Below are 23,863 nucleotides of genomic sequence, written 5' to 3'. Positions count from 1 at the left end.
ATCATCGATCCATCCTGGAAAATTTCCGAGTCTTTAACTGCGATTTTCCGACGCTGTCTTGATCCAGAGTGCTGGGATTTGTTCAGGACTCCTGAAAATTGCTCCTGCGCCAGACCGAAGGCGGCATGCCGTTCGCGGCCCGGAACACCCGCGACAGATGCGCCTGATCGGCAAATCCCGTGGCATAGGCGATATCGGCAAGCGAGCGGGCAGGATCGCGCATCATGTCCTGGGCCGCCTTCAACCTCACGCGGCTCTGCCACCGCTGCGGCGTTTCGTTCTGGGACTGCTTGAAGCAATGCGAGAAACGGCTTTCCGACAGACCCGCGGCCCGCGCCATTTCGGCAAGCGGAACGTGCCGGCTCAGATTTTCGTGCAGATGGCGCTCGACCGCCGCAAACCGCCGCGCCGAGAGGCCGCCGCTTGCCGTGCAAGGTCCGTCGTTCTCGGCGCAGGCCTGGGTCGCGAAGATCTCGGCCAGCGTCGCGGAAAGCAGCGCATCGATCAGCATGTCGCCCCGGCTGGGCTTGCGGACCTCGTCCGAGGCCAGCCGGCCCAGATCCGCCAGCTTGTCGCTCGGGCCAAGCAGGCGGGGCCGCGTCAGGTCCGCCCTGACATCCGCTGCCGCAAGTCTTTGATGCAACGCGCTGCTTTCCATATGGAAATCCAGATGGGACTTTTCATGGTCCGCCTCGATCCGGCTCCATAACGGCATGCCCGGCGGCATATAGAACGCCTGGATGCCGCGATATTCGGCAAGATCCCCGCCGATGCGCATCATCACCGGCGGCGGCTGCTTGCCAAGCAGGATGACGATGCGCGGATCGGGCGCGATATAGAATCCGCCGCCGCCTTCGTCGCCCCTGACCGACCAGACATCGGCGATCGCCCCGCCAAAGCGGCGATAGCAAAGCGGCGCCAGCGTCCGCAGCCCATGGATGCGGGTTTCCATCCGGGGTCGGAACTCTCTGTTGGCCTGCATGTTTCCTGCCCGCCCTCGCTATCGGAAGACCATCCGGACGCGGATATCCACGGTCGTCATCACCGGGCATTGTTTACTGAAATACTATGAATTGGCAAGCCGCTTCTCCGGACGACCGAAGCCGCCATGCGGCGCCGCATGGCCCGGGAACAGGGCATGGTCTGCGGCCCGCGCCGGACCCGCGACGCCATCACGGCCGAGGTGGGGATGCCGGGTCCCGGCCGGGATGCTGGCCGTCACCCGCCCGCCATGCGCGGAGGGCGGGATCGCAGTCCGGCTCCGGCCTTGTCGGGCCGGCCTCGGCGCAGCAGGTAGCGGCTGGGCGCCGCGCGGGGATCGCCTTTCCGGCCCGTATGCCCCGCGCCGGACGGATCGTCACGGCGTCCCCGGACGGATCAGGCGATCCGGCGGGACGTCCTCGCCGCATCCCGCATGATCGGAGCTTCGCGGGGGGTCGCAGTCCTTGCCATCTTCCGGCTCATATTTGAGTTTGCATGGCGGTTATTGCTGTTGCATTGACGATATCGTTGACGGAGCATCCTCTGGAGAGGTCGTTTGCTGGTTTGGCGAGGCCCTGGAGGATGGGTCCGATGGCGATGAGGCCGCCCAGGCGCTGGGCGATCTTGTAGCCGATATTGCCCGAGGCCAGGTCGGGAAAGACGAAGACGTTCGGCCGGCCGGTCAGGCGGCTTGCCGGGGCCTTCCTCGCCCGGATCGCCTCGTCCAGCGCCGCGTCGAACTGCAGCTCGCCGTCGACCTCCAGATCCGGGGCGGCGGCGCGGATCAGCGCCAGCGCCTCGCGCAGCCGCCCCAGGCTGGGATGATCGGCCGAGCCGGCGGTCGAGAAGGACAAGAGCGCCACCCGCGGCGTCTCGGCCAGGAGCCGCCGGCAGCTCTCGGCCGCCGACAGCGCGATGGCGGCGAGCTCGGCCGCGTCGGGCTGGATCACCAGCCCGCAATCGGCAAAGATCATGCCGCCCCGGACCGGCGCCCCGGGCCCGCAGGACAGCATCAGGAAGAAGCTCGACACGATCCCGGCATCGGGGGCCCGGCCGATGACCTGCAGGGCCGCGCGCACCGTGTCGGCGGTGGTGGCGACCGCGCCGCCCACCGTGCCGTCGGCCTGGCCCAGCCGCACCCGCATCGCCGCCTGGCGGATCGGGTCGCGCATCTCGGAAAGCGCGCGTTCGGCGGTCATGCCCTTGGCGGCGCGCAGCCGGTGCCAGTGGTCGGCCAGCTCGGCCAGGTCGGGCGCGCCCGCCGGGTCTATGCGGCCCACGCCGGGGATCTCGGGCCCGCCCAGCAGGGTGACGCGGGCCAGCCCCTCGGCCACCAGCCGGCGGGCGGCCTCGGCGACGCGCGGGTCCCCGCCCTCGGGCAGGATGATGTGGCGGTCCAGGGCCTTCGCGGCCTCGTGGATGCGCTCGAGCGGTTTCATGGCACTACCCCCAGAAATGCAGGCCGGCGACGACGAAGACGCCCAGGAACACGGTCTCGGCCACGATCAGCGCGATGGCGCCGCCCCCGACCTCGAGCATCCTGCCGAGCGAGGTCTTGATGCCGACCGCGGCGATCGAGATCAGCAGCGCCCAGCGGGAAAGCTGCCCGGCAAGCGCCGAGACCGGCTGCGGGATCAGCCCGGCGCTGTTCAGCGCCGCCAGCGCCAGGAAGCCCAGCACGAAGCCCGGCAAGAGCGGCGGCGCCTTGCCGCCCCCGGCATCGGCCAGCCCGCGCGCCCGGATCGCCAGCGAGAAGCACAGCACCACCGGCGCCAGCATCGAGACGCGGATCAGCTTGACCAGCGTCGCGGTCTCGCCGGCCTCGGGGCCGACCGAGAAGCCGGCGCCGACCACCTGGGCCACGTCGTGGATGGTGCCGCCCAAAAAGACGCCGCTGTCGCGCGCCGTGAAGCCGAAGGCGTTCGACAGCATCGGGTAGAGCACCATGGCCAGGGTCGAGAGCACGGTGACCGAGAGCACGGTGAAGACCAGGTCGCGCTCGGATTTCTCGTGCCGGGGCAGGACCGCGGCGATGGCCATGGCCGCCGAGGCGCCGCAGATCGCCACCGCGCCGCCGGTCAGCAGCGCGAAGCGCCAGCCGCGGCCGACGAGGCGGGTGGCGAGGAGCGCGAAGAGGATGGTCAGCACCACCCCCGCGACCACCAGCGCGATGGCGCGCGGCCCCAGCCCGCTCAGCATCTCGACCGAGATCCGCGCGCCGAGCAGCGCCACCCCGAGCCGCAGCACGGTGCGGGCGGTGAAGGCGATGCCGGGCGCGGTGCGGGTGCCCTCCTCGGCCAGGAAGTTCAGCGCCAGGCCCAGGAGCAGCGCCAGCAGCATGGCCGGGGCGCCGTAATGGTCCGACAGGAACTGCGCCGTGGCCGCGACCAGCGCCGAGACCGCGAAGCCCGGGAAGGCCTCGCCGAGCAGGCTGCGCGAAGGGATCAGGGTGGTCATCATCGTCGTCACCGGGATGCGGGGATGGGGCCGGGGCGGGGGCCGCGCCGGGTCGTCGTCGGAAGGGCGTCATGCGCCCCGGGAGAGGGCCTCATGGGCGGGTGTGTCCGGCGGTCCTGCGGTCCTTCCCGGCCGCCGAGGGGGGCGCTGCCCCCCTCGCGCTTGCCCGGCCCCCTCGACGGGGCCCGGCAAGCGCCCCCCGGAGTATTTGGGAAACGGTGAAAGCCAGGGGGCGCCGGCGCCCTGCGCCGCCTTTCCGCGTCAGGCCGCGCCCTTTTGCGGGCGCATGTCGGCCGGGTCGATGCCGGCCACCACCACCGGCTTCTTCATCGCGTCGCGGCGGAAGGGCTCGCCCAGCTCCTGGTTCAGCAGCACCTCGATGAAGGTGGTCTCGCCGTCCCGCATCTGCCGCTCGACCGCCTCGTGCAGGGCCGCGGTCAGCTCCTCCTGCGACTTGACCTGCACGCCGACGAGCCCGCAGGCCCGGGCGATGCCGGCATAGGAGGTGTCGCGGTCGAGCTCGGTGCCGACGAAGTTGTTGTCGTACCACAGCGTCGTGTTGCGCTTTTCCGCGCCCCATTGGTAGTTGCGGAAGATCACCATGGTGATCGCCGGCCAGTCCGCGCGCCCGCAGGCGGTCATCTCGTTCATCGAGATGCCGAAGGCGCCGTCGCCGGCAAAGCCGATCACCGGCACCTCGGGATTGCCGATCTTGGCGCCCAGGATCGCCGGGAAGCCGTAGCCGCAGGGACCGAAGAGCCCCGGCGCCAGGTATTTGCGCCCGGCCTCGAAGCTTGGATAGGCATTGCCGATGGCGCAGTTGTTGCCGATGTCCGAGCTGACGATCGCCTCCTTCGGCACCGCCTGCATGATCGCCCGCCAGGCCTGGCGCGGGCTCATCAGCCCGGCGTCGCGGACCCGCGCCTCGGCGTTCCATTCGGTGCCCGGATCGTCCTCCTCGTGGTCGAGGCTCGAAAGCTCCTGCGCCCAGCGGGACTTGGTCTGCGCGATGAGATCCTTGCGTTCCTGCCGTCCGGCATCGCCCGCCGCGGGGGCGAGCTGCGCCAGGACGGCGCGCGCCACCTTGGCCGCATCGCCCTGGATGCCCACCGTGACCTTCTTGGTCAGGCCGATGCGGTCGGCATTGATGTCGACCTGGATGATCCTGGCCTCCTTCGGCCAGTAGTCGATGCCGTAGCCCGGCAGGGTCGAGAACGGGTTCAATCGCGTCCCCAGCGCCAGCACCACATCGGCCTTCTGGATGATCTCCATCCCGGCCTTCGAGCCGTTGTAGCCCAGCGGCCCCATGGCCAGCGGGTGGCTGCCCGGGAAGCTGTCATTGTGCTGGTAATTGCTGCAGACCGGCGCATCCAGCCGCTCGGCCAGCTTCACCAGATCCGGGATCGCCCCCGACAGCACCACCCCGGCGCCCGACAGGATGACCGGGAAGCTGGCCTCGCTGAGCAGCCTTGCCGCCTCGGCCACCGCCTGCTCGCCGCCCGCGGGCCGCTCGAAGGCCACCACCTGCGGCAGTTCCACGTCGATCACCTGGGTCCAGAAGTCGCGCGGGATGTTGATCTGCGCCGGCGCCGAGTTGCGCCAGGCCTGCATGATCACCCGGTTCAGCACCTCGGGGATGCGGCTCGCGTCGCGCACCTCCTCCTGGTAGCAGACGCAATCGGCAAAGAGCCGCATCTGCTCCATCTCCTGGAAGCCGCCCTGGCCGATGGTCCGGTTCGCCGCCTGCGGCGTCACCAGCAGAAGCGGCGTGTGGTTCCAGTAGGCGGTCTTCACCGGCGTCACGAAGCCCGTCACCCCGGGGCCGTTCTGCGCGATCGCCATCGACATCTTGCCGGTCGAGCGCGTGAACCCGTCCGCCATCAGACCCGCATTCGTCTCATGCGCGCAGTCCCAGAACCTGATCCCAGCCTTCGGAAACAGATCCGACACAGGCATCATCGCAGAGCCGATGATCCCGAAAGCATGCTCGATCCCGTGAAGCTGCAATACCTTAACAAAAGATTCCTCAGTCGTCATTCGCATGGCGATGGCTCCTTATCTGCGCTCGTCGCGATAGTGGTAAAACTTGTAGAGGCCCCATTGGCCCAGCCGCCGGAACGGCGTCTTCCAGCCTTCGTGGGGCAATTCGGAGTTGAAGATCGGCAGCGTGGGCAAGGCCTCGCCCGCGACCAGCTGCGCCATGCGCCGCCCGGCCATGGCGGAATACATCACGCCGTTTCCGCCATAGCCCAAGGCGTAGAAGGCGCCCGGCAGGTCCGGCAGGCCGGTGATGCGCGGCATCATGTCATGGCTGACATCCACCCAGCCCCACCAGCTGTAATCGAGCTCGATGCCGCGCAGCGCCGGGAACTTGCGCGCCATGCCCTCTTTCAGCGCGTTCAGATGCGCGGGGTTCGCGGCGTCGCGGCCGGTGATGGCGGCGCGCGAGCCGATCTGCAGCCGGTTGTCGGGCAGCAGGCGGTAGTAATGCCGCAGCGTCCGGGTGTCGGTCAGCGGCGAGAGCTTGCGGATGCCGACCGCTTCCAGCTCGCCCGGGGTCAGCACGCGGGTGACGATGCTGTTCGACATGATCGGCATCAGCCGGTCCCGGAGCCGCGGGTGCAGGCCGCGCGGCGCATAGGCGGCCGTTGCCACCGCCACCCGCTTCGCCCGCACCGTGCCGCCGGGCGTGCGCAGGTGATGCAGACCATTTCGGTAGTCCCAGCCCTGCACCGGGCTGTCGACATGCACTTTCGCGCCCAATTCGCGGGCAAGGCGCAGATAGCCGAAGGCCAGCTTCGCGGCATGGATGCCGACGCCGTCCGCCTCCCACATGGCGCCATGCGCCTCCTGGTCGCGCACCACGGTCCGGTGCAGCTCGTCGCGCGAGATCATCCGGGCATCGTAGCCGAAGGTGTCGCGCAGCAGCGCCGCCTCCTTCTCCAGCGCCGGCATCACCCCGGCCTTGTGGGCGATGTAGTAATGCCCGCCATCCTGCGGATCGCAGTCAATCGCATGGTCACGGATCAGGCCGCGGAACAGCTCGAACCCCTCGCAGACCTCGGCATGCAGGCGCTTCGCCACCTCGAGGCCCCAGCGTTCGATCCACTGGCTGCGCTTGAGCCGGCCCGAGCTGACCTGGGCCTGGCCGCCGTTGCGGGTCGAGCAACCATAGGCGACGCCGTTCGCTTCCAGCACCGTGGCCTTGATGCCGTGCATCTTGGCCAGGTGGATGGCGCAGGACAGGCCCGTATAGCCCGAGCCGATCACCACCACGTCGGCATCCATGTCGCGCGTCACCGGGCCGTCGTCCGGCGGCGGGGTGCCGGCGGTGCCGATCCAGTAGGTCGGCGCGTAATCGCTGCGCGGACCCAGGCCGCGCGCCGTGATGGGATCATAGAACGGGTCAAAGGGGAGCGAGCCCGGACGTTTCTCGATCGCCTGCATGGCCGTCCTCATTTCCCGGCAAGGGCGGAAGCGGAGGCGGGAATGGCCGGGCGCTGCTTGCGGATCGCCTGCTTCTCGACGATCCGGCCGTCGCGGATGCGGAACAGGTCGACACCCTGCACCTCGGTCCGGCTGCCGTCCGGGTTGGTGGCGCGGAAGGTCCATTGCGAGACGCCGCGCGTGCCGTCCTCGGACAGGAAATGCGTGTGGTCGGCCCATTCGACGTCCGGCATCGTGGTCCAGACCGCCTCGAAGGCCCTGGCGATGGCCGCCTTGCCCTCGACCTTGTTTCCGTATTCGTGCTCGCCGGCGACGGTGTAGAACACGCAGTCCTCGGCGAAATGGGTCATCACGCCGTCGATGTCATGGCGGTTGAAGGCGTCGAAGGTGGCCTTCAGGTCGTCGGCGGTCAGCTTGCGGGTCATCGGTGGATACTCCTCTCCCGGTCGGTGGCGCGCGGGCGCGCCTCCGGGACGTTTCGGGTGAATGGTGGCGGGTCAGGTCCGGGGCCGGATCAGACCTTGCCCTTCCAGGGGATCAGCGCCCGCTCGATGCGGCGGATCAGCAGGTCGAAGGCAAAGGCGAGGATGCCGATCACGATGATGCCCATGATCACGGCGTCGCTGGCGAGATACTCGGCCGAGTTCAGCACCATGAAACCGAGGCCGCGATGGGCGGCGACCATCTCGGCCGCGACCAGCGTCGTCCAGCCCACGCCGATGCCGATGCGCATGCCGGTGAAGATCTCGGGCAGCGCGGCCTTGAGGATGACGTGGAAGATCACCTGCAGCTTGCTGGCGCCCATGGCATAGGCGGCATGGATCTGCTCGATCGAGACCGAGCGCACGCCGGCCCGCGCCGCGATGGCCATGGGGGCGAAGATCGCCAGGAAGATCAGGAAGACCTTGGGAAACTCGCCGATGCCCAGCCAGATGATGATCAGCGGCAGATAGGCCAGCGGCGGCAGCGGCCGGTAGAATTCGATGATCGGGTCCAGAAGGCCGCGGATCACCCGGTTCACCCCCATCAGGATGCCGACCGGCACCGCGATGGCCAGCGCCAGGGAGAAGGCGCCCAGCACCCGGCCGAGGCTGGCCAGCGTGTGCTGGGCCAGGGTCGAGTTCGACACGCCCTCGGTCGCGGCCAGCACGAACTTGCCCCAGACCGCGGCCGGCGCGGGGAGGAACAGCGGCCGAACCCAGCCCATGCCGGTGACCAGGAACCACAGCGCGATCAGGGCAAGCGCGGTGACCAGGCTGATGATGGCGCTGGAGCCGTCGCCCGGGGCGCCGTAGGATACGCCGGGACGGGCCGGGCGCGCTCTCGTCAGCCGCTCAAGCATGGATCTTTTCCCGCTCGCCGGCGCGTTCGTCACCATAGATGATGCCAAGGATCTGCTCCCTCATTTCGATGAAGTCGGGACTGGACTTGATGGCACGGGCATTGCCCTCGGCCAAAAAGCGGCGGTTGAAGTCCAGCTCGTAGGTATGGGTGATGCGGCCCGGCCGCGGCGACATGACGATCAGCCGCGAGCCGAGGAACAGCGCCTCCTCGACGCTGTGGGTGATGAAGAAATACATCTTGTCGGTCTGCTGCCAGATCTGCAGCAAGAGTTCCTGCACCGTCTCGCGGGTCAGCGCGTCCAGCGCCGCCATCGGCTCGTCCATCAGCAGCATGGCCGGGTCGCAGGTCAGGGCGCGGGCGATGCCGACGCGCTGCTGCATGCCGCCCGAGAGGTGATAGATCATGTGCTTGTGGAAGTCCTGCAGGCCGACCAGCGCCAGGTTCTTGACCGCGCGCTCGCGCCGGGTCCTGGCGTCGACGCCCTGCAGCTTCAGGCCGAATTCGACATTGTCGATGACGTTCAGCCAGGGCAGCAGCGCGTGTTTCTGGAACACCACGCCGCGGTCGGCGCCGGGGCCTGTGACCGGGCGGCCGCCCAGGGTGATCTGCCCGGCCGAGGGCGCCATGAACCCGGCCATCAGGTTCAGAAGCGTGGTCTTGCCGCAGCCCGAGGCACCCAGCGCCACGACGAAATCGCCGCTCTTGACCTCGAGGTTCACGCCTTTCAGCGCGGTGACCGGGGCGCCCTTGTGGTGGCCGGGGTAGATCAGGCTGACGTCGGAAACTTTCAGTGTCTGCATATCAGCGGTCTTTCCGAGAAAGGGGTTGAAGGCGAGGGATGCGGCCCCGAGGGGGCCGGTCGCCTATTGCGCCGCGGCCTGGGCGAAGCTCGCGTTCACGAAGGGGGCGTAATCCTCCAGCGCGGCGTCGATCTGCTTCTGCTCGACCAGGAACCGGGCGCTTTCGCTGAGCGCGCGCACCGCCCCGCCGGTCAGCCAGGTCTCGGATGCCTGCTCGGCCGCGTCGGGAAAGGACAGCATGTTCAGCGCCTGGACCGTGCCGGCGGCATCGCCGCCGATCATCTTGACGATGCCGGCGACCTGCGGGGAATCCTCGGTCCAGGCCGCCTTGTCGGCATTGTAATCGGCATAGGCCCCGGCCAGCGCCTTGGTGAAGGCCGCCATGAATTCCGGGTTCTCGGCCGCGAATTTCTTGTCCGCCACCAGCCCGTCGAAGGTCGGCACGCTGGCCGCGCCGATCTGCTCGCTGTCGGCGATCACCGCGCCTTCCTTCATCAGCTCGGTCAGCACCGGCGGCCAGACATAGGCGGCATCGATGTCGCCGCGCTGCCAGGCGGCCAGGATCTGCGGCGGCTTCATGTTCAGGATGTTGACGCCGCGCGGGTCGATCTTCCAGACCTGATCCATGCCGACGAGCAGATGGAAATGCGCGGTCGAGACGAAGGGCACGGCGACCTTCTTGCCGGTCAGGTCCTCGGGCTTCTCGATGCCCGAGCCGTTGCGGGCGACCAGCGCCTCGGACTTGCCGATATTGTCGAGGATCCAGAACAGCTCGAACTCGACCCCCCGCGTGGCCGCGGCGGCGATGCCGGTCGAGCCGATCACCCCCACCGGCACGTTGCCCGAGGCCAGCGCGGTCGAGATGTCGCCGCCCGAGGAGAACTGCCGCCAGTCGATCTTGTAGCCCGCCTCCTTGGCGGCCGCGTCCAGCCGGCCATCGGCGATGGCGGCGATGAAGGGCCCGACGATCTGCTGGTAGCCGACCACCACCGTGGTCTCGGCATGGGCGGGGGCCAGGCCGAAGCCGGCGCCAAAGGTCATCGCGGCCAGGAAGGCTCCGGCCCGGGTCATGTCGGTCATTTCTGTGACTCCCTGTCTTTCGGTTGTTGGTCTTGCGACGCGGCCAAGCCCTTGGGCCCGGCCTCGTCTGTATTGGCCTTGCAGCTCTGCACGGCTGCTTCTTGCGACAAAATGTTGCAGGTGACGCGGCGTAACGATATGTCCAGTTGAAACCAAAGCTAGGTCCAGATGAGCGACCGGATTCCCGTCGAGATGTTCTTTCTGCGCGATGGCGAGGCAGGCACGCTGCAGGCGCGGCTGGCGGCGGCCATCGTGCGGGCCATCCTGGAGACGCGGGCACGGCCGGGCACCCGGCTGCCCTCGTCGCGGGGGCTGGCCGAAACGCTCGGCATCTCGCGCATGACGGTGACGCTGGTCTATCAGGAACTGATCAGCCAGGGCTATCTGGAAACCCGGCCGCGTTCCGGCATCATGGTGGCCGCCACCGTGCCGCATCGGCGGCTGAAGATGCAAGAGCCGCTGCCGCGCGAGACCGCGCTCGACTGGGACAGCTGGCTGCCCGAGCAGCCGCCGCGCCAGCGGGTGATCCGCAAGCCGGCGAACTGGCGCGATTTCCGCTATCCCTTCATCTACGGCCAAAGCGATCCGGCGCTGTTCGACCACAACGCCTGGCGCGACTGCGCCCGCCGCGCCTGGGGCACGCGGGATTTCGGCGAGCTGGCCTCGGATCTCTACGGCGCCGACGATCCGATGCTGATCGACTACATCTGCTCGCATTCCCTGCCGCGGCGCGGCATCCAGGCCGATCCGGACGAGGTGCTGGTGACGCTGGGCGCGCAGAACGCGCTGTTCATCACCGTCGAGCTTCTGGCGCGCGGCGACCGGCTGGCGGTGACCGAGGACCCCGGCTATCCCGATTTCGCCGAGACGCTGCGCCGCGCCCACAGCCCGACCACCTTCCTCGACGTGGACGAGGGCGGGCTGAACCCGGAGCTGCTGCCGCAGGGCACGCGGCTGGTGATCGTCACGCCCAGCCACAACATTCCGACCGGCGCCACCATGCCCCTGGCCCGGCGCCGCGACCTTTTGGCCCGCGCCGCCGCGCATGACTTCCTGATCGTCGAGGACGATTACGATTTCGAGATGTCCTATCTGGCGCCGCCGGCCCCGGCGCTGAAATCGCTCGATCGCGCCGGGCGGGTGATCTATATCGGCAGCTTCTCGAAATCGCTGTTTCCGGGGCTGCGCATCGGCTACATGGTCGCCCCTGCCCCGCTGATCGCCCGGGCGCGCGCGCTGCGCGCCATCATGCTGCGCCACCCGCCGAACCACCTGCAGAGGATCACCGCCTATTTCCTGGCGCTGGGCCATTACGACGCGCATATCGTGCGGCTGCGCGGGGCGCTGAAACGCCGGCGCGCGCTGATGGAGGAGGCGCTGGCCGCCACACCGCTGCGCATCGCCGGGGCGGCGCGCTCGGGCGGGTCGAGCCTGTGGATCGAGGGGCCGGAAGGCATCGACAGCAGCCTTCTCGCCACGCGGCTGCAAGCCGACAGCGTGCTGATCGAACCGGGCGAGGTGTTTTTCGAGACGCCGCCCGCGCCCTGCCGCTTCTTTCGGCTGGGCTATTCCTCGATCCGCGAGGGCGAGATCGCGCCGGGAATCGCCCTGATCGCCCGCTGCGCCATGGAACTGGCGGCCGAACAGGCGGGATGACGGGCCGGTGGAGCGGTCCCAGGGCGGCAGCGCCCGCCGGAAGCGGCGGCGGACCAACCGCGCGGGGCGGTGCGCATCCGGCGAAGGCGCCGGCGCCGCGCGGCTTTCCGAAGGAGGGCCAGATGCCGCGCCGCGCCCCGGAAAAGGGGGCTTTGCCCGCGCGCGTTCCGCGCTCCCCCAGGATATTTGGACAAGAAAGAAGGCCGAAGGGACCGGCGGCGGCTTCGGATCGATATTCCTGGCGGCTTGAAGCCCGGGGAAGGCGTCGTTGGATGCGTCCAGAGACAGGTGCCTTGCTACGGGCGGTCCACGCCAAGGCTGCCGCCGGGCCGTGCATCGGCGCCTTGGCGCGCGTGGAGGGCGCGACGGCGACGGGTCCGTCGCGCCGGTTTTGCAGCAGAGGCGGCCGGATCGTGCCGCGGCATTTCCCGCTCTGGCGTCGGCGGGCAAGCCTGTGCAAAGACCGGGAAACCCTGTGCCCTTGCGCCTTGCCGGGGCGGAATGATAGACCGAAAGGCAAGTGTCGCGCGGGGCTCGCCCGGCGGTGGCCAGCACAGATAACGCAACGTCGGACCAAGGGGAAAACACGCGCATGACGATGACACGGACCAGCTTTGACAAGGAAGATCTGCTGGCCTGCGCCCGTGGCGAACTGTTCGGCCCCGGAAATGCCCAACTCCCCGAACCGCCGATGCTGATGATGGATCGCATCACCGACATCTCGGCCGATGCCGGGCCGCATGGCAAGGGCCATGTCACCGCCGAATTCGACATCCATCCCGACCTGTGGTTCTTTGCCTGCCATTTTCCCGGCAACCCGATCATGCCGGGCTGCCTGGGCCTCGACGGGCTCTGGCAGCTCACCGGCTTCAACCTGGGCTGGCGCGGCTGGCAGGGGCGCGGCTATGCGCTGGGGGTGGGCGAGGTCAAGCTGACCGGCATGGTCCGCCCCGACCGCAAGCTCTTGCGCTATCACGTCGATTTCACCAAGGCGGTGCAGACCCGCCGCCTGACCATGGGGGTCGCCGACGGCCGCGTCGAGGCCGATGGCGAAACCATCTACGAGGTCAAGGACATGAAAGTGGCCCTGTCGGCCGCCTGATCCATGAACAAGGAGCACGCCATGCGGCGCGTCGTCATCACCGGGCTGGGCATCGTCTCTCCCATCGGCAACAACGCCACCGAGGTCACCGAGAGCCTGCGCGCGGGCCGCTCGGGCATCGTCTTCGCCCCCGAATATGCCGAGCACGGCTTCCGCAGCCAGGTCCACGGCATGCCGGACATCGTGCTCGAGGACCATGTCGACAAGCGCAACCTGCGCTTCATGGGCGCGGGCGCGGCCTATAACTTCATCGCCATGCAGCAGGCGATCGAGGATGCGGGCCTGGCGCCCGAGGATGTCTCGAACGAGCGCACCGGCCTGGTCATGGGCTCGGGCGGACCTTCGACCGCGAACCTGTTCGAGGCGCATCGCACCGTGATCGAGAAGGGCGCGCCCAAGCGCATGGGGCCCTTCATGGTGACGCGCTGCATGTCCTCGACCAATTCGGCCTGCCTGGCCACGCCCTTCAGGATCAAGGGCGTGAACTATTCGATCACCTCGGCCTGCTCGACCTCGGCGCATTGCATCGGCAACGGCACCGAACTGATCCAGATGGGCAAGCAGGACATCGTCTTCGCCGGCGGCGGCGAAGAGCTGGACTGGACGCTCAGCTGCCTGTTCGATGCCATGGGCGCCATGTCGTCCAAGTATAACGATACGCCGCAAACCGCCTCGCGCCCCTTCGACGCGACCCGCGACGGCTTCGTCATCGCCGGCGGCGCCGGGGTGGTGGTGCTGGAGGAGCTGGGCCACGCCCTGGCCCGCGGCGCCCGGATCTATGCCGAGGTCACCGGCTACGGGGCCACCAGCGACGGCTATGACATGGTCGCGCCTTCCGGGGAGGGCGGAGAACGCTCGATGCGGCTGGCGCTGTCCACGCTGCCCGAGGGGCGCCGCGTCAGCTATGTCAATGCGCACGGCACCTCGACCCCGGTGGGCGATGTGGGCGAGATCAAGGCATTGCGCCGGGTCTTCGGCGAAGGCGCCGTGCCGCCGGTTTCCTCGACCAAATCCCTCACCGGCCATTCTCTGGGCGCGACCGGCGTGCACGAGGCGATCTATTCGCTGCTGATGATGCAGCAGGGCTTCATCGCCGCCTCGGCCAATATCGCCGCGCTGGACCCCGAGATCCGGCCCGAGGAGATCGCGCAAGCCCGCCTGGACGATGTCGATTTCGATAGCATCCTTTCCAACAGTTTCGGTTTTGGCGGCACCAACGCCACGCTGCTCCTGTCGAAATACCGCGAATAAACCAAGAAAAGGTAAAGCCATGGGCGAATTGTTGAAAGGAAAGCGCGGCCTGGTGATGGGGGTCGCGAATGACCGCTCGATCGCATGGGGAATCGCCCGGGCGCTGGCCGGCGAGGGGGCGGAGCTGGCCTTTACCTATCAGGGCGAAGCTTTCGGCAAGCGGGTCGAGCCCCTGGCCGCCGCGCTGGGTTCGGACTTCCTGATGGATGTCGATGTGCTGGACGACGAATCGCTCGACCGCGCCTTTGCCACGCTGGATTCGCGCTGGGGCGGGCTGGACTTCCTGGTTCACGCCGTCGCCTATTCGGACAAGAACGAGCTGACCGGGCGCTTCATCAACACGACCCGGGACAACTTCAAGAACTCCTTGACGATTTCCTGCTATTCGCTGATCGACCTGGCCCGGCGGGCCCAGCCCCTGATGTCGAATGGCGGCTCGATCATCACCCTGACCTATGCCGGATCGAACCGGGTCACGCCGTTCTACAACGTCATGGGGGTGGCCAAGGCCGCACTGGAATCCTCGGTTCGCTACCTGGCCAACGACCTGGGCCCCGAGGGGATTCGCGTCAACGCCATCAGCCCCGGCCCGATGAAGACGCTGGCCGGCGCGGCCATCGGCGGCGCACGCAAGACCTATCGCCATACCGAAGCGAACGCCCCCCTGCGCGCCAATGCCACGCTGGAGGCGATCGGCGGCACGGCGGTCTGGCTCTGCTCGGACTGGGGCGCCTGCACCACCGGCGAGGTCGTGCTGGTCGATGGCGGCTATCACGTGCTGGGCATGCCGCAGTCGGAAAACCTCTGATGACCCTTCGATTCTACCGGGCGGAGGATGGCGCGCGGCTGGCCTATCGCGACGCGGGCGAGGGCCTGCCGGTTCTGGCGCTGCCCGGCCTGACCCGCACGGGGCGGGATTTCGACTATGTGGCGCCGCATCTGGCCGGCCTGCGGCTGATCCGGCCGGATTATCGCGGCCGCGGCGCGTCGGACTGGACCGGCGCGGACAGCTACACCATCCCGCAGGAGGCCAGGGACGTTCTGGCGCTGCTGGACCATCTGGGGATCGACCGGGCGGCGATCCTGGGCACCTCTCGCGGCGGCCTCATCGGCATGGTTCTGGCGGCGACGGCGCCGGACCGGGTGCTGGGCCTGTGCCTCAACGACGTGGGGCCGGCCCTGCAGCGTGGCGGACTTGCGAAGATCTGCGACTATATCGGACGCAATCCCGCCGGCACCAGCCTGGCCGATCTGGCGCAGCGCCTGCCCGCCGCCATGCCCGGCTTTGCCAATGTGCCGCCCTCCCGCTGGCTGGAAGAGGCCGAGCGGCATTATGTCGAAACGCCCGAGGGTCTGCGCATCAATTACGATCCGGCGCTGCGCGATGCGTTTCTCGCGGCCTTCGGCGGGCCCGAGGTCGATCTGTGGCCGCTTTTCGACGCGGCAGCGAAGCTGCCTCTGGCGCTGATCCGCGGGGCCAATTCCGAGCTGCTCTCGCATGACACCGCGGCCGAGATGCAGCGCAGGCGGCCCGACATGATCCTGGCCGACGTGCCGGATCGCGGCCATATCCCCTATCTCGACGAACCCGAAGCCGTGGCGGCGATCAACGCCTGGCTGGCCCGGATGGGCTGACCGCCGACGGGCGGGATGAGCGACGCCTTGGCGGCCATACTTCCGCGCAATCACCGCGACGGGTGATCGCCGCGGGTCGGCGCGGCGTCGCGCCCGGCTCCTGCGACCTGGCCCATGGTCTCGCCCTGCCCTTCGCCCGGCCGGGCAAGGCGCGGGCATCGCATGGGCCCGCGCGGGGCGGAGGTCACCCTGCCAGCAATGCGGCGTTGCCCCCTGCTGCGGTGGTGTCGACGCAAAGGTGGCGCTCATGCGCGACATGGGTCAGGTCGGGCATGGCGGTGACCAACTGCACGATCTCGCCCTCGCGCGCGGCAAGGGCCTCGGCATAGGCGCGGCCCTGTGCCTCGTCGCCCCACCAGAGCACGGCGGAAAGCTGCGGCAGCCGGGTCAGCGCCTCGGGCGGCAGTGCGCCATCGGCACCGACGGCCTGCCCGCCAAGCGCCTCGACCGCCGCCACCTGCGCCGCCACGGCCTCGGCCCCGGGTCCGAGGCACAGCACCGGCGGGCGGCTATGCGCGGTCAGGCGGTTCAGCTCTCCGGTCGGGCCGGGCATCAGGCGCTCCTCGATCTTCTTCGGGGCCGCGCCGGCCAGCGCGCCGCGCAGCCGGGCCTCGTCGGCCTGGCCCTGCCATGCCCCTGCGGAAACCGAAGGTGCGGCGGGCGCGAAGAAGCGCGGCACATAGCGCGGCCCGCCGGCCTTGGGCCCGGTGCCCGACAGCCCCTCGCCGCCGAAGGGCTGGCTGCCCACCACGGCGCCGATCTGGTTGCGATTGACGTAGATATTGCCGACATGGATGGCGTCCGAGACCTCTTGCACGCGCGAGTCGATGCGGGTGTGCAGCCCGAAGGTCAGGCCGAAGCCGCGGGCGTTGATCTCGGCGATCACCTGGTCCAGCTGGTCGCCCCTGAAGGTCGCGACATGGAGGACGGGGCCGAAGATCTCGCGTTCCAGGTCATTGATGCCCGAGACCTTCAGCAGGGTGGGCGGGATGAAATAGCCCCGCGACGGCACCGCCAGCTTGTGCAGCACGCGGTTTGCATTGGCGGCGATGTAATCGGCGATTTCCTTTTGCGCGCCGGGGTCGATCACCGGGCCGACATCGGTGGTCAGATCCCAGGGGTCGCCGACGCGCAGCTCGTCCATGGCGCCCTTGATCATCTGGATCAGATGCGGCGCCACGTCCTCCTGCACATAAAGGCAGCGCAGCGCAGAACAGCGCTGGCCGGCCGAGCGGAAGGCCGAGTTCACGATGTCGCGCACCGCCTGTTCCGGTAGCGCGGTACTGTCCACGATCATCGCGTTCAGCCCGCCGGTCTCGGCAATCAGCGGCGTGCCGGGCGCCAGGTTCGCGGCCATGGTGCGGGCGATGGTCTGCGCGGTCTCGGTCGAGCCGGTAAAGACCAGCCCCGCGACGCGCGGGTCCGAGGTCATCGCGGTGCCGACCACGCTGCCGCGGCCGGGCAGCAGTTGCAGCGCGGTTTTGGGAACGCCCGCCTGATGCAGCAGGCCGATGGCATAGGCGGCAATGATCGGCGTCGGCTCGGCCGGCTTGGCGATCACCGCATTGCCGGCCATCAGCGCCGCCGCGATCTGGCCGGTGAAGATCGCCAGCGGGAAGTTCCACGGGCTGATCGCGCCGACGATGCCGCGCGGGGCATCGGAGCAATTCTCGCCCTCGGCAGCGTAATAGCGCAGGAAGTCCACCGCCTCGCGCAGTTCGGCCACCGCATCGGCCAGCGACTTGCCGGCCTCGCGGCCGAGAATGCCGAAAATCGGGCCGTAATGGTCTTCGTAAAGATCGGCGGCGCGGCGCAGCACCGCGGCGCGTTCCGCCGCCGGCGCGTCCCAGATGCGCGCATCGTCGATGGCGCGGGCGGCGGTCTCGGCATCGACCATCATCACCCGGGCGATCTTTTCCCCCGTCGCCGGGTTGACGACATCCTGCATCTTGCCCGTGGGTTCCGAGACGGTCAGCGGCATCGCATCCGGGATTGCCACGTCGCGGGCGGCATAGATACGGGCCAGCATTTCCTCGTCGGTCAGGTCGAAGCCGGTCGAGTTCCGGCGCGAGGCCCCGAACAGCGCATCGGGCGCCACCAGCGACCGCGGCGGACGGGCCTCGGCCAGCGCCTCGAACGGGTCGCGGGCGACTTCTTCCGGCGAGACCGCCTCATCCACGATCTGGTGCACGAAGCTGGAATTGGCGCCGTTCTCCAGCAGGCGGCGCACCAGATAGGCCAGCAGGTCGCGATGCGCGCCGACGGGCGCATAGATGCGGCAGCGGGCGTTGTGGTCGCGCAGCACGATGTCGTGCAGCCGCTCGCCCATGCCGTGCAGGCGCTGGAACTCGAAGCGGATATCGCCCGCCATCTCCAGGATCGCCGCGACGGTATGGGCGTTATGGGTGGCGAATTGCGGATAGATGCGGTCGGCATAGCCGATCAGCTTGCGGGCATTGGCGATATAGCTGACATCGGTGGCCACCTTGCTGGTGAACAGCGGAAAGCCGGGGAAGCCCTCGACCTGCGCCCGCTTGATCTCGGTGTCCCAATAGGCGCCCTTGACCAGCCGCACCATGATGCGCCGGTCCAGCCGCGTGGCGGTTTCATAAAGCCAGTCGATCACCTGCCCGGCGCGCTTGCCATAGGCCTGCACCACGACGCCGAACCCGTCCCAGCCGGCCAGCGAGGGATCGGCCAGCACCGCCTCGATCACCTTCAAGGACAGCACCAGCCGGTCCTGTTCCTCGGCGTCGATGTTCATGCCCATGCCGGCGGCCTTGGCCTGCCGCGCCAGCTTCAGCACCACTGGCACCAGCTCGGTCATCACCCGGGCCTCCTGCGCCACCTCATAGCGCGGATGCAGGGCGGACAGCTTGATCGAGATGCCGGGGTTCTCCTCGACCGAGCCCCTGGTGCAGGCTTTCGCAATCGCCGCGATGGCGTCGGAATAGGCGCGGTCGTAGCGCGCGGCGTCGGCCCCGGTCATCGCCGCCTCGCCCAGCATGTCATAGCTGTAGGTGAAGCCCTGCGCCTCGCGTTTCGCGGCGCGTTCCAGCGCCGCCTCGATGGTCTGGCCCAGCACGAATTGCCGGCCCATCTCCTTCATCGCCCGGCCGACGGCGGTGCGGATCACCGGCTCGCCCAGCCGCCGCACCGCGCGGCGCAGAGTGCCGGCGATCCCGGCCTGGTCGTCGTCCAGCACCTTGCCGGTCAGCATCAGGGCCCAGGTCGAGGCATTGACCAGCGACGAGGACGCCTCGCCCAGATGCCTGCCCCAGTCCGAAGGCGCGATCTTGTCCTCGATCAGCGCATCGATGGTCATCCGGTCGGGGACACGCAGCATCGCCTCGGCCAGGCACATCAGCGCCACGCCCTCGCGCGTGGACAGCCCGTATTCGGCCAGGAAATGCTCCATCATCGTGGGCTTCGCCTCGTCACGGATGCGGCGCACCAGATCGGCGGCCCGGCGCGTGATCGCGGCCCGCTGGCCGGCGCCCAGCCCCGCCTGCGCGACCAGCCGGTTCAGCAGTTCCGCCTCGTCGGCGAATTTCGCCTGGGCGGAAAACACGTCCGAAAGCCCGATGGGGTTGACACGAGTCATGCCGATCTCCTTATTCGATGCGACAGTATTATCAGATGCGGGCTAGGCGGTGCGCCTGAAGATGGGCCACTTTCTAGGCTGTTGGAACAAATTCGAGGCGATTTTCAGAATGGACCTGAACCTGGACGCGCAGGACCGCAAGATCCTGGCGGAACTGACCGAGAATGCCCGAATCCCGATCGCCGAGCTGGCGCGGCGGGTCGGGCTCTCCAAGACCCCGGTGGCGCAGCGCATCAAGCATCTGGAAGAGATCGGGCTGATCACCGGCTATCGCGCCATCCTGTCGCCCCTGAAGCTGGGCCTGACCCATGTGACCTATGTCGAGGTCAGCATGAACGACACCCGCGAACATGCGCTGCAGCAGTTCAACGCCGCCGTCCGGGCCATCCCCGAGGTCGAGGAATGCTACATGATCGCCGGCAGCTGCGACTATCTGATGAAGGTCCGCTCGCGCGACATGGCCGATTTCCGCCGCATCCTGGCCGAGAAGATCTCGGTCCTGCCTCATGTCAGCAACACCTCCAGCCATGTCTCGATGGAGGCGGTGGTCGAGCAGAACTGGACCGCCCTCTAGCCGAGCGCAGCCAGCCCCTCGCGCTGGAAACGCTCGATCAGCGCCAGTTCCTCGGCGTTCAGCGCGATGCCCTCGGCCTCGGATCGCGCGCGGGCGGCAAGGCGGCGCTGGCCGGGCAGGCGCGCGCCCTGCCCCAGGATGGCGTCGAACAGCGCCTCGGCCCGGGCCAGCGGATCGCCCGGCCGGCCGGCGGCGAAGCGCGCGGGCGAAAAGGCCAGGATCAGTTCGCCATGTTTCGGCGCCAGGCTAAGCGTGCCCAGTTCCTCCAGCGCGCCCTGGCTGGTCAGGTCGCCGATCATCACCCCCGCCAGCAGCTCGACCATGGTCGAGAGGGCCGAACCCTTGTGCCCGCCAAAGGGCAGCATGGCGCCGGAAAGCGCCGCCTCGGCATCGGTGGTCGGCGCGCCTTCGGCATCCAGCGCCCAGCCCTCGGGCAAGGGCTCGCCGGCCCCCGCCAGAAGCTCGATCTCGCCCCGGGCGACGCAGGAGGTGGCGAAGTCGAAGACGTAAGGCGCGGCCCCCGGCCGGGGCCAGCCGAAGGCGATGGGATTGGTGCCCAGAAGCGGCTTCGCGCCCCCCGCCGGGGCAACGGCGGCGTAGCTGGGACACATGGCCAGAGCGGCAAGGCCGCGCGCCGCCAGCGCCTCGACTTCGGGCCACAGCGCCGAGAAATGCACGCAGTCGTTGATGACCAGCGCCGCGAGCCCCAGCTTTTCGGCCCGGCCCGCCAGCGCCGGCAGGCCCAGCTCGAAGGCGGCAGGGGAAAAGCCGCCATCCGCCGCGACGCGGATCACTGCGCTGCCCTCGTCGATCAGCTCGGGTCGGGCGCCGGGCGAAACCTTGCCGACCGCCAGCGTGCGCAGGCAACCTTCGATGCGATAGATGCCGTGCGATTTGGCGCCGTCGCGCTCGGCGACGGTGATGATGCGGGCGATGGCATCGGCCTGCTGGGCGTTGAAGCCCGCGCGCATGAAAAGCGACTCGACCATCCGGCCAAGTTCGGCCACCGACACCATCGTCACTTCGCCCATGCGCCCATCCCTTGTCTGGTGCGGGCCAGAAAACCGGATTTTCCGGTCCGGGGCAAGCGTTCAGGACCGGGCCCTGCCCCAGAGGCCGGCATCGCGGACCAGCATCCGCGCCCCGGCCAGCGTTGCGGTGATCGTCTCACCCGCGCGGCCGCAATCGTCTGTGGCGCGTCCGCGACGCCTCGGCTAAAGCGACGGGAAAAGGGGGGCGCATGGACTTCAAGTGGCTCGAGGATTTCCTGGTGCTGGCCGAGACGCACAGCTTCTCGCGTTCGGCCGAGCTGCGCGGCGTCACGCAAAGCGCCTTCAGCCGCCGCATCCGCGCGCTCGAGGAATGGCTGGGCACCGACCTGCTGTCGCGCGACAGCTATCCGGTGACGCTGACCCCGGAAGGCGTGCTGTTCCGCGAGACGGCCGAGGAGGCGGTGCGCATGATCAACGCCCGCCGCGCCGAGTTCCGTGATCATGCCCGAAGCCGCGGCGGCGAGATCTCGTTCGTGGCGCTGCACAGCCTGACCGTGACCTTCCTGCCGGGCTGGCTGATGCGGCTGAAGGCGGCGGCGGGGCAGATGACCAGCCGCGTCAAGCCCGAGAATTTCGACCGCTGCATCGGGGCGCTGACCGAGGGCGGCTATGATTTCTTCCTGACCTACGCCCATCCGCAGGTGAACATCCCGCTGGACCCGTCGGGCTATCCGCATCTGGTGGTCGGCCATGACAGCCTGGTCGCCGTCGCCCGCCCGGGCTGGCCCGAGGAATGGCTGACCGAAGGCATGCCGATGCTGAAATATTCCCGCGGCTCGTTCCTGAACGCCATGGCGCGCATCGCGCTGGCCCAGCCCGGCGCGCCCAAGGTCTATGTCGCCCATACCGACGAAGCCAGCATGGCCGAGGCGATGAAAAGCATGGCGGTGGCCGGTCACGGCATGGTCTGGCTGCCCCGCCTGCTGGTCGAGGCCGAGATCGCCACCGGCCGGCTGGAAATCGTCGCCCCCGAACTGCCGATGGAGATCCGGCTTTACCGCAATGCCGCCCGCGGGCGCGGCATCACCGGCCGGGTCTGGCAGGCGGCGCGCGAGCTGGGCGAAGGTTATGCAGAATCGGAATAACCCAGCGCGACTTGGCATTGGAAAATTCGCGCAAGCCTGCCTAAATCTTTGACACATGGGGCACAACCGGGCCCCGTCATCGCAACAGTTCCGACAGCATGCGCGCCGCGCGCCAGGTCCGCCGTCCCGGCGGGGCCTGCGCGCCTGCGCCCGAGGTGACCATGAAAAAGACCCGCATCGAACATGACCTGCTTGGCGACCGCGAGGTGCCCGCCGACGCCTATTGGGGCGTCCACACCCTGCGCGCCGTCGAGAATTTCCCGATCTCGGGCCGTCCGATCGGTGAAATTCCCGAACTGATCCGCGCGCTGGCCGCGATCAAGCAGGCGGCCGCGCTGGCCAATGCCGATCTGCGCCTGCTTTCGCCCGAGCGCCGCGACGCCATCGTCGCCGCCTGCGAGGAAATCCGCGCGGGCCGGCTGCACGACCAGTTCGTCGTCGACCAGATCCAGGGCGGCGCCGGCACCTCGACCAACATGAACGCCAACGAGGTGATCGCCAACCGGGCGCTGGAGCTCATGGGCCATGCCAAGGGCGAATACCAATACCTGCACCCGAACGAGCATGTGAACATGAGCCAGTCGACCAACGACGTCTATCCGACGGCGCTGCGCCTGGCCTCGTGGAAGGGGCTGCAGAAGCTGATCGGCGCGCTGGCCTCGCTGCGCGGCGCCTTCGCCGAGAAGGCGGTCGAGTTCGCCGACATCCTGAAGATGGGCCGCACCCAGCTGCAGGAAGCGGTGCCGATGACCCTGGGCCAGGAGTTCAACACCTATGCCATCATGATCGGCGAGGACGAGGCGCGGCTGGCCGAGGTCTCGCAACTGGTCTGCGAGATCAACCTGGGCGCCACCGCCATCGGCACCGGCATCACCGCGCATCCCGAATATGCCGAACGGGTGCGGGCGCGGCTGGCCGAGATCACCGTGATCCCGGTGGTCACCGCCGCCGACCTGGTCGAGGCGACGCAGGATTGCGGCTGCTTCGTGCAGGTCTCGGGCGTGCTGAAGCGGGTGGCGGTCAAGCTCAGCAAGACCTGCAACGACCTGCGGCTGCTGTCCTCGGGCCCGCGCGCCGGCTTCAACGAGATCAACCTGCCGGCGAAACAGGCCGGCTCCTCGATCATGCCGGGCAAGGTCAACCCGGTGATCCCCGAGGTGATGAACCAGGTCTGCTTCGAGGTGATCGGCAACGACATGACCATCACCATGGCGGCCGAGGGCGGCCAGCTGCAGCTGAACGCCTTCGAGCCGGTGATCGCCTACAGCCTGTTCCGCTCGGTCGATCACCTGGTCGCCGGCTGCGCCACGCTGCAGGAGAATTGCGTCAAGGGCATCACCGCCAACCGCGACGTGCTGAAGGAATCCGTGCGCCGGTCCATCGGCATCGTCACGGCGTTGAACCCCTATATCGGCTATGCCGCCGCCACCGAGGTCGCGACCGAGGCGCATCTGACCGGCCGCGGCGTCTACGAGCTGGTGCTGGAAAAGGGCCTGCTGCCCAAGGAGCGGCTGGATGCCATCCTGCGCCCGGAAAGCCTGACCCGCCCGCAGCTTTTCGTCGCCTGAGATACAACCGCCGGCCGACTCGGCCCTGGCCCCGACCTGACCCTTTTCAGGCCGGGGCCTTGGCATTTTCTTGTTGCAACGCACGGATTTCCGGAAAACCGCGCCGTCAATTCCGTTGCGTCAAGCCCCGAGTTTTGCTAGCGTTCACGCAATAGGTATTTCCTTCTTGAGAATCCAGCACGGGGCTGCCCTCCCCGTTGCCAAGTCGATCGGCGCAAGGTCGTATC

19 protein-coding genes are annotated in these 23,863 nt (G+C 68.5%); 8 read left to right on the top strand and 11 right to left on the bottom strand.

Annotated elements, in window-relative coordinates; all coding sequences use genetic code 11:
* Positions 1 to 82: 82 nt before the first annotated feature.
* The 9 genes from LOS78_RS03710 to tauA form a co-directional block, all read right to left on the bottom strand.
* On the bottom strand, positions 83 to 982 hold the full coding sequence (locus LOS78_RS03710; RefSeq protein ID WP_230375334.1) for an AraC family transcriptional regulator: 900 nt from the start codon (positions 980 to 982) through the stop codon (positions 83 to 85).
* Positions 983 to 1,460: 478 nt separating this feature from the next.
* Positions 1,461 to 2,420 carry a phosphate acetyltransferase gene (gene pta, locus LOS78_RS03705; protein WP_230375333.1) on the bottom strand — a complete coding sequence of 320 codons (960 nt, stop codon included), beginning with the start codon at positions 2,418 to 2,420 and terminating at the stop codon, positions 1,461 to 1,463.
* A gap of 4 nt (positions 2,421 to 2,424) precedes the next feature.
* Positions 2,425 to 3,441 (bottom strand): YeiH family protein, encoded by a 1,017-nt coding sequence (locus LOS78_RS03700; RefSeq protein WP_230375331.1) that lies wholly within the window; start codon positions 3,439 to 3,441, stop codon positions 2,425 to 2,427.
* 258 nt (positions 3,442 to 3,699) lie between these two features.
* Positions 3,700 to 5,481 carry a sulfoacetaldehyde acetyltransferase gene (xsc, locus tag LOS78_RS03695; protein ID WP_230375329.1) on the bottom strand — a complete coding sequence of 594 codons (1,782 nt, stop codon included), beginning with the start codon at positions 5,479 to 5,481 and terminating at the stop codon, positions 3,700 to 3,702.
* A gap of 12 nt (positions 5,482 to 5,493) precedes the next feature.
* Positions 5,494 to 6,885, bottom strand: coding sequence for an FAD-binding oxidoreductase (locus tag LOS78_RS03690; protein WP_230375327.1), 1,392 nt, complete (start codon positions 6,883 to 6,885; stop codon positions 5,494 to 5,496).
* 8 nt (positions 6,886 to 6,893) lie between these two features.
* Positions 6,894 to 7,310: a nuclear transport factor 2 family protein gene (locus LOS78_RS03685; protein WP_028713702.1), complete on the bottom strand. Its 417-nt coding sequence runs from the start codon at positions 7,308 to 7,310 to the stop codon at positions 6,894 to 6,896.
* Between the two features lie 89 nt (positions 7,311 to 7,399).
* A complete protein-coding gene (locus LOS78_RS03680; protein ID WP_230375322.1) occupies positions 7,400 to 8,227 on the bottom strand; it encodes an ABC transporter permease subunit in 828 nt (275 codons plus the stop codon).
* Positions 8,220 to 9,029, bottom strand: coding sequence for a taurine ABC transporter ATP-binding protein (locus tag LOS78_RS03675; protein WP_024845520.1), 810 nt, complete (start codon positions 9,027 to 9,029; stop codon positions 8,220 to 8,222). The genes LOS78_RS03680 and LOS78_RS03675 overlap by 8 nt, the downstream gene beginning before the upstream one ends.
* Positions 9,030 to 9,092: 63 nt before the next feature.
* Positions 9,093 to 10,109 (bottom strand): taurine ABC transporter substrate-binding protein, encoded by a 1,017-nt coding sequence (gene tauA / locus LOS78_RS03670; RefSeq protein WP_230375320.1) that lies wholly within the window; start codon positions 10,107 to 10,109, stop codon positions 9,093 to 9,095.
* 168 nt (positions 10,110 to 10,277) lie between these two features.
* Between tauA and LOS78_RS03665 the strand changes: the two genes are divergently transcribed.
* The 5 genes from LOS78_RS03665 (at position 10,278) to LOS78_RS03645 (ending at position 15,753) form a co-directional block, all read left to right on the top strand.
* On the top strand, positions 10,278 to 11,765 hold the full coding sequence (locus LOS78_RS03665; protein ID WP_230375318.1) for a PLP-dependent aminotransferase family protein: 1,488 nt from the start codon (positions 10,278 to 10,280) through the stop codon (positions 11,763 to 11,765).
* Positions 11,766 to 12,357: 592 nt separating this feature from the next.
* Positions 12,358 to 12,867 (top strand): bifunctional 3-hydroxydecanoyl-ACP dehydratase/trans-2-decenoyl-ACP isomerase, encoded by a 510-nt coding sequence (gene fabA, locus LOS78_RS03660; protein ID WP_028713698.1) that lies wholly within the window; start codon positions 12,358 to 12,360, stop codon positions 12,865 to 12,867.
* A 21-nt stretch (positions 12,868 to 12,888) separates the two neighbouring features.
* A complete protein-coding gene (gene fabB, locus LOS78_RS03655) occupies positions 12,889 to 14,118 on the top strand; it encodes a beta-ketoacyl-ACP synthase I (RefSeq protein WP_230375316.1) in 1,230 nt (409 codons plus the stop codon).
* 19 nt (positions 14,119 to 14,137) lie between these two features.
* Entirely contained in the window at positions 14,138 to 14,926 is a 789-nt protein-coding gene (locus tag LOS78_RS03650) for an enoyl-ACP reductase (protein WP_028713696.1), read from the top strand.
* On the top strand, positions 14,926 to 15,753 hold the full coding sequence (locus LOS78_RS03645; RefSeq protein ID WP_230375314.1) for an alpha/beta fold hydrolase: 828 nt from the start codon (positions 14,926 to 14,928) through the stop codon (positions 15,751 to 15,753). The genes LOS78_RS03650 and LOS78_RS03645 overlap by 1 nt, the downstream gene beginning before the upstream one ends.
* 184 nt (positions 15,754 to 15,937) lie before the next feature.
* Here the strand turns inward: LOS78_RS03645 and putA are convergent, their stop codons facing one another.
* Complete coding sequence (putA, locus tag LOS78_RS03640; protein ID WP_230375312.1) at positions 15,938 to 19,357, bottom strand: bifunctional proline dehydrogenase/L-glutamate gamma-semialdehyde dehydrogenase PutA; 3,420 nt, start codon at positions 19,355 to 19,357, stop codon at positions 15,938 to 15,940.
* A 109-nt stretch (positions 19,358 to 19,466) separates the two neighbouring features.
* On the opposite strand from putA, the gene LOS78_RS03635 reads away from it, so the two are divergent.
* On the top strand, positions 19,467 to 19,931 hold the full coding sequence (locus LOS78_RS03635; RefSeq protein ID WP_028713693.1) for an Lrp/AsnC family transcriptional regulator: 465 nt from the start codon (positions 19,467 to 19,469) through the stop codon (positions 19,929 to 19,931).
* On the opposite strand, the gene LOS78_RS03630 is transcribed toward LOS78_RS03635, so the two are convergent.
* Positions 19,928 to 20,962: an Ldh family oxidoreductase gene (locus tag LOS78_RS03630; RefSeq protein ID WP_305802559.1), complete on the bottom strand. Its 1,035-nt coding sequence runs from the start codon at positions 20,960 to 20,962 to the stop codon at positions 19,928 to 19,930. The two genes, LOS78_RS03635 and LOS78_RS03630, sit on opposite strands and share 4 nt — an antisense overlap.
* A gap of 209 nt (positions 20,963 to 21,171) precedes the next feature.
* Between LOS78_RS03630 and LOS78_RS03625 the strand changes: the two genes are divergently transcribed.
* Together LOS78_RS03625 and aspA are read left to right on the top strand one after the other, a co-directional pair.
* Positions 21,172 to 22,068, top strand: a complete 897-nt coding sequence (locus LOS78_RS03625; protein ID WP_230375311.1) for a LysR family transcriptional regulator — start codon at positions 21,172 to 21,174, stop codon at positions 22,066 to 22,068.
* Positions 22,069 to 22,229: 161 nt separating this feature from the next.
* Positions 22,230 to 23,636: an aspartate ammonia-lyase gene (gene aspA, locus LOS78_RS03620; protein ID WP_036698625.1), complete on the top strand. Its 1,407-nt coding sequence runs from the start codon at positions 22,230 to 22,232 to the stop codon at positions 23,634 to 23,636.
* The last annotated feature ends 227 nt before the right edge of the window (positions 23,637 to 23,863 follow it).

The sequence above is a fragment of the Paracoccus sp. MA genome (genome assembly GCF_020990385.1).
Lineage (GTDB): Bacteria > Pseudomonadota > Alphaproteobacteria > Rhodobacterales > Rhodobacteraceae > Paracoccus.
Note: the sequence above shows the minus strand (reverse complement) of the source record. Positions and strands in the feature narration are given on the sequence as shown.

Bases quoted from the DNA above. Each gene is read 5' to 3' on its own strand.
- LOS78_RS03625 (WP_230375311.1), top strand. From the start codon at position 21,172: ATGGACTTCAAGTGGCTCGAGGATTTCCTGGTGCTGGCCGAGACGCAC.
- LOS78_RS03710 (WP_230375334.1), bottom strand. From the start codon at position 982: ATGCAGGCCAACAGAGAGTTCCGACCCCGGATGGAAACCCGCATCCAT.
- LOS78_RS03645 (WP_230375314.1), top strand. From the start codon at position 14,926: ATGACCCTTCGATTCTACCGGGCGGAGGATGGCGCGCGGCTGGCCTAT.
- xsc (WP_230375329.1), bottom strand. From the start codon at position 5,481: ATGCGAATGACGACTGAGGAATCTTTTGTTAAGGTATTGCAGCTTCAC.
- LOS78_RS03700 (WP_230375331.1), bottom strand. From the start codon at position 3,441: ATGATGACCACCCTGATCCCTTCGCGCAGCCTGCTCGGCGAGGCCTTC.
- tauA (WP_230375320.1), bottom strand. From the start codon at position 10,109: ATGACCGACATGACCCGGGCCGGAGCCTTCCTGGCCGCGATGACCTTT.
- LOS78_RS03675 (WP_024845520.1), bottom strand. From the start codon at position 9,029: ATGCAGACACTGAAAGTTTCCGACGTCAGCCTGATCTACCCCGGCCAC.
- LOS78_RS03650 (WP_028713696.1), top strand. From the start codon at position 14,138: ATGGGCGAATTGTTGAAAGGAAAGCGCGGCCTGGTGATGGGGGTCGCG.
- putA (WP_230375312.1), bottom strand. From the start codon at position 19,357: ATGACTCGTGTCAACCCCATCGGGCTTTCGGACGTGTTTTCCGCCCAG.
- LOS78_RS03685 (WP_028713702.1), bottom strand. From the start codon at position 7,310: ATGACCCGCAAGCTGACCGCCGACGACCTGAAGGCCACCTTCGACGCC.
- LOS78_RS03630 (WP_305802559.1), bottom strand. From the start codon at position 20,962: ATGGGCGAAGTGACGATGGTGTCGGTGGCCGAACTTGGCCGGATGGTC.
- fabA (WP_028713698.1), top strand. From the start codon at position 12,358: ATGACGATGACACGGACCAGCTTTGACAAGGAAGATCTGCTGGCCTGC.
- LOS78_RS03665 (WP_230375318.1), top strand. From the start codon at position 10,278: ATGAGCGACCGGATTCCCGTCGAGATGTTCTTTCTGCGCGATGGCGAG.
- LOS78_RS03680 (WP_230375322.1), bottom strand. From the start codon at position 8,227: ATGCTTGAGCGGCTGACGAGAGCGCGCCCGGCCCGTCCCGGCGTATCC.
- LOS78_RS03635 (WP_028713693.1), top strand. From the start codon at position 19,467: ATGGACCTGAACCTGGACGCGCAGGACCGCAAGATCCTGGCGGAACTG.
- fabB (WP_230375316.1), top strand. From the start codon at position 12,889: ATGCGGCGCGTCGTCATCACCGGGCTGGGCATCGTCTCTCCCATCGGC.
- LOS78_RS03690 (WP_230375327.1), bottom strand. From the start codon at position 6,885: ATGCAGGCGATCGAGAAACGTCCGGGCTCGCTCCCCTTTGACCCGTTC.
- pta (WP_230375333.1), bottom strand. From the start codon at position 2,420: ATGAAACCGCTCGAGCGCATCCACGAGGCCGCGAAGGCCCTGGACCGC.
- aspA (WP_036698625.1), top strand. From the start codon at position 22,230: ATGAAAAAGACCCGCATCGAACATGACCTGCTTGGCGACCGCGAGGTG.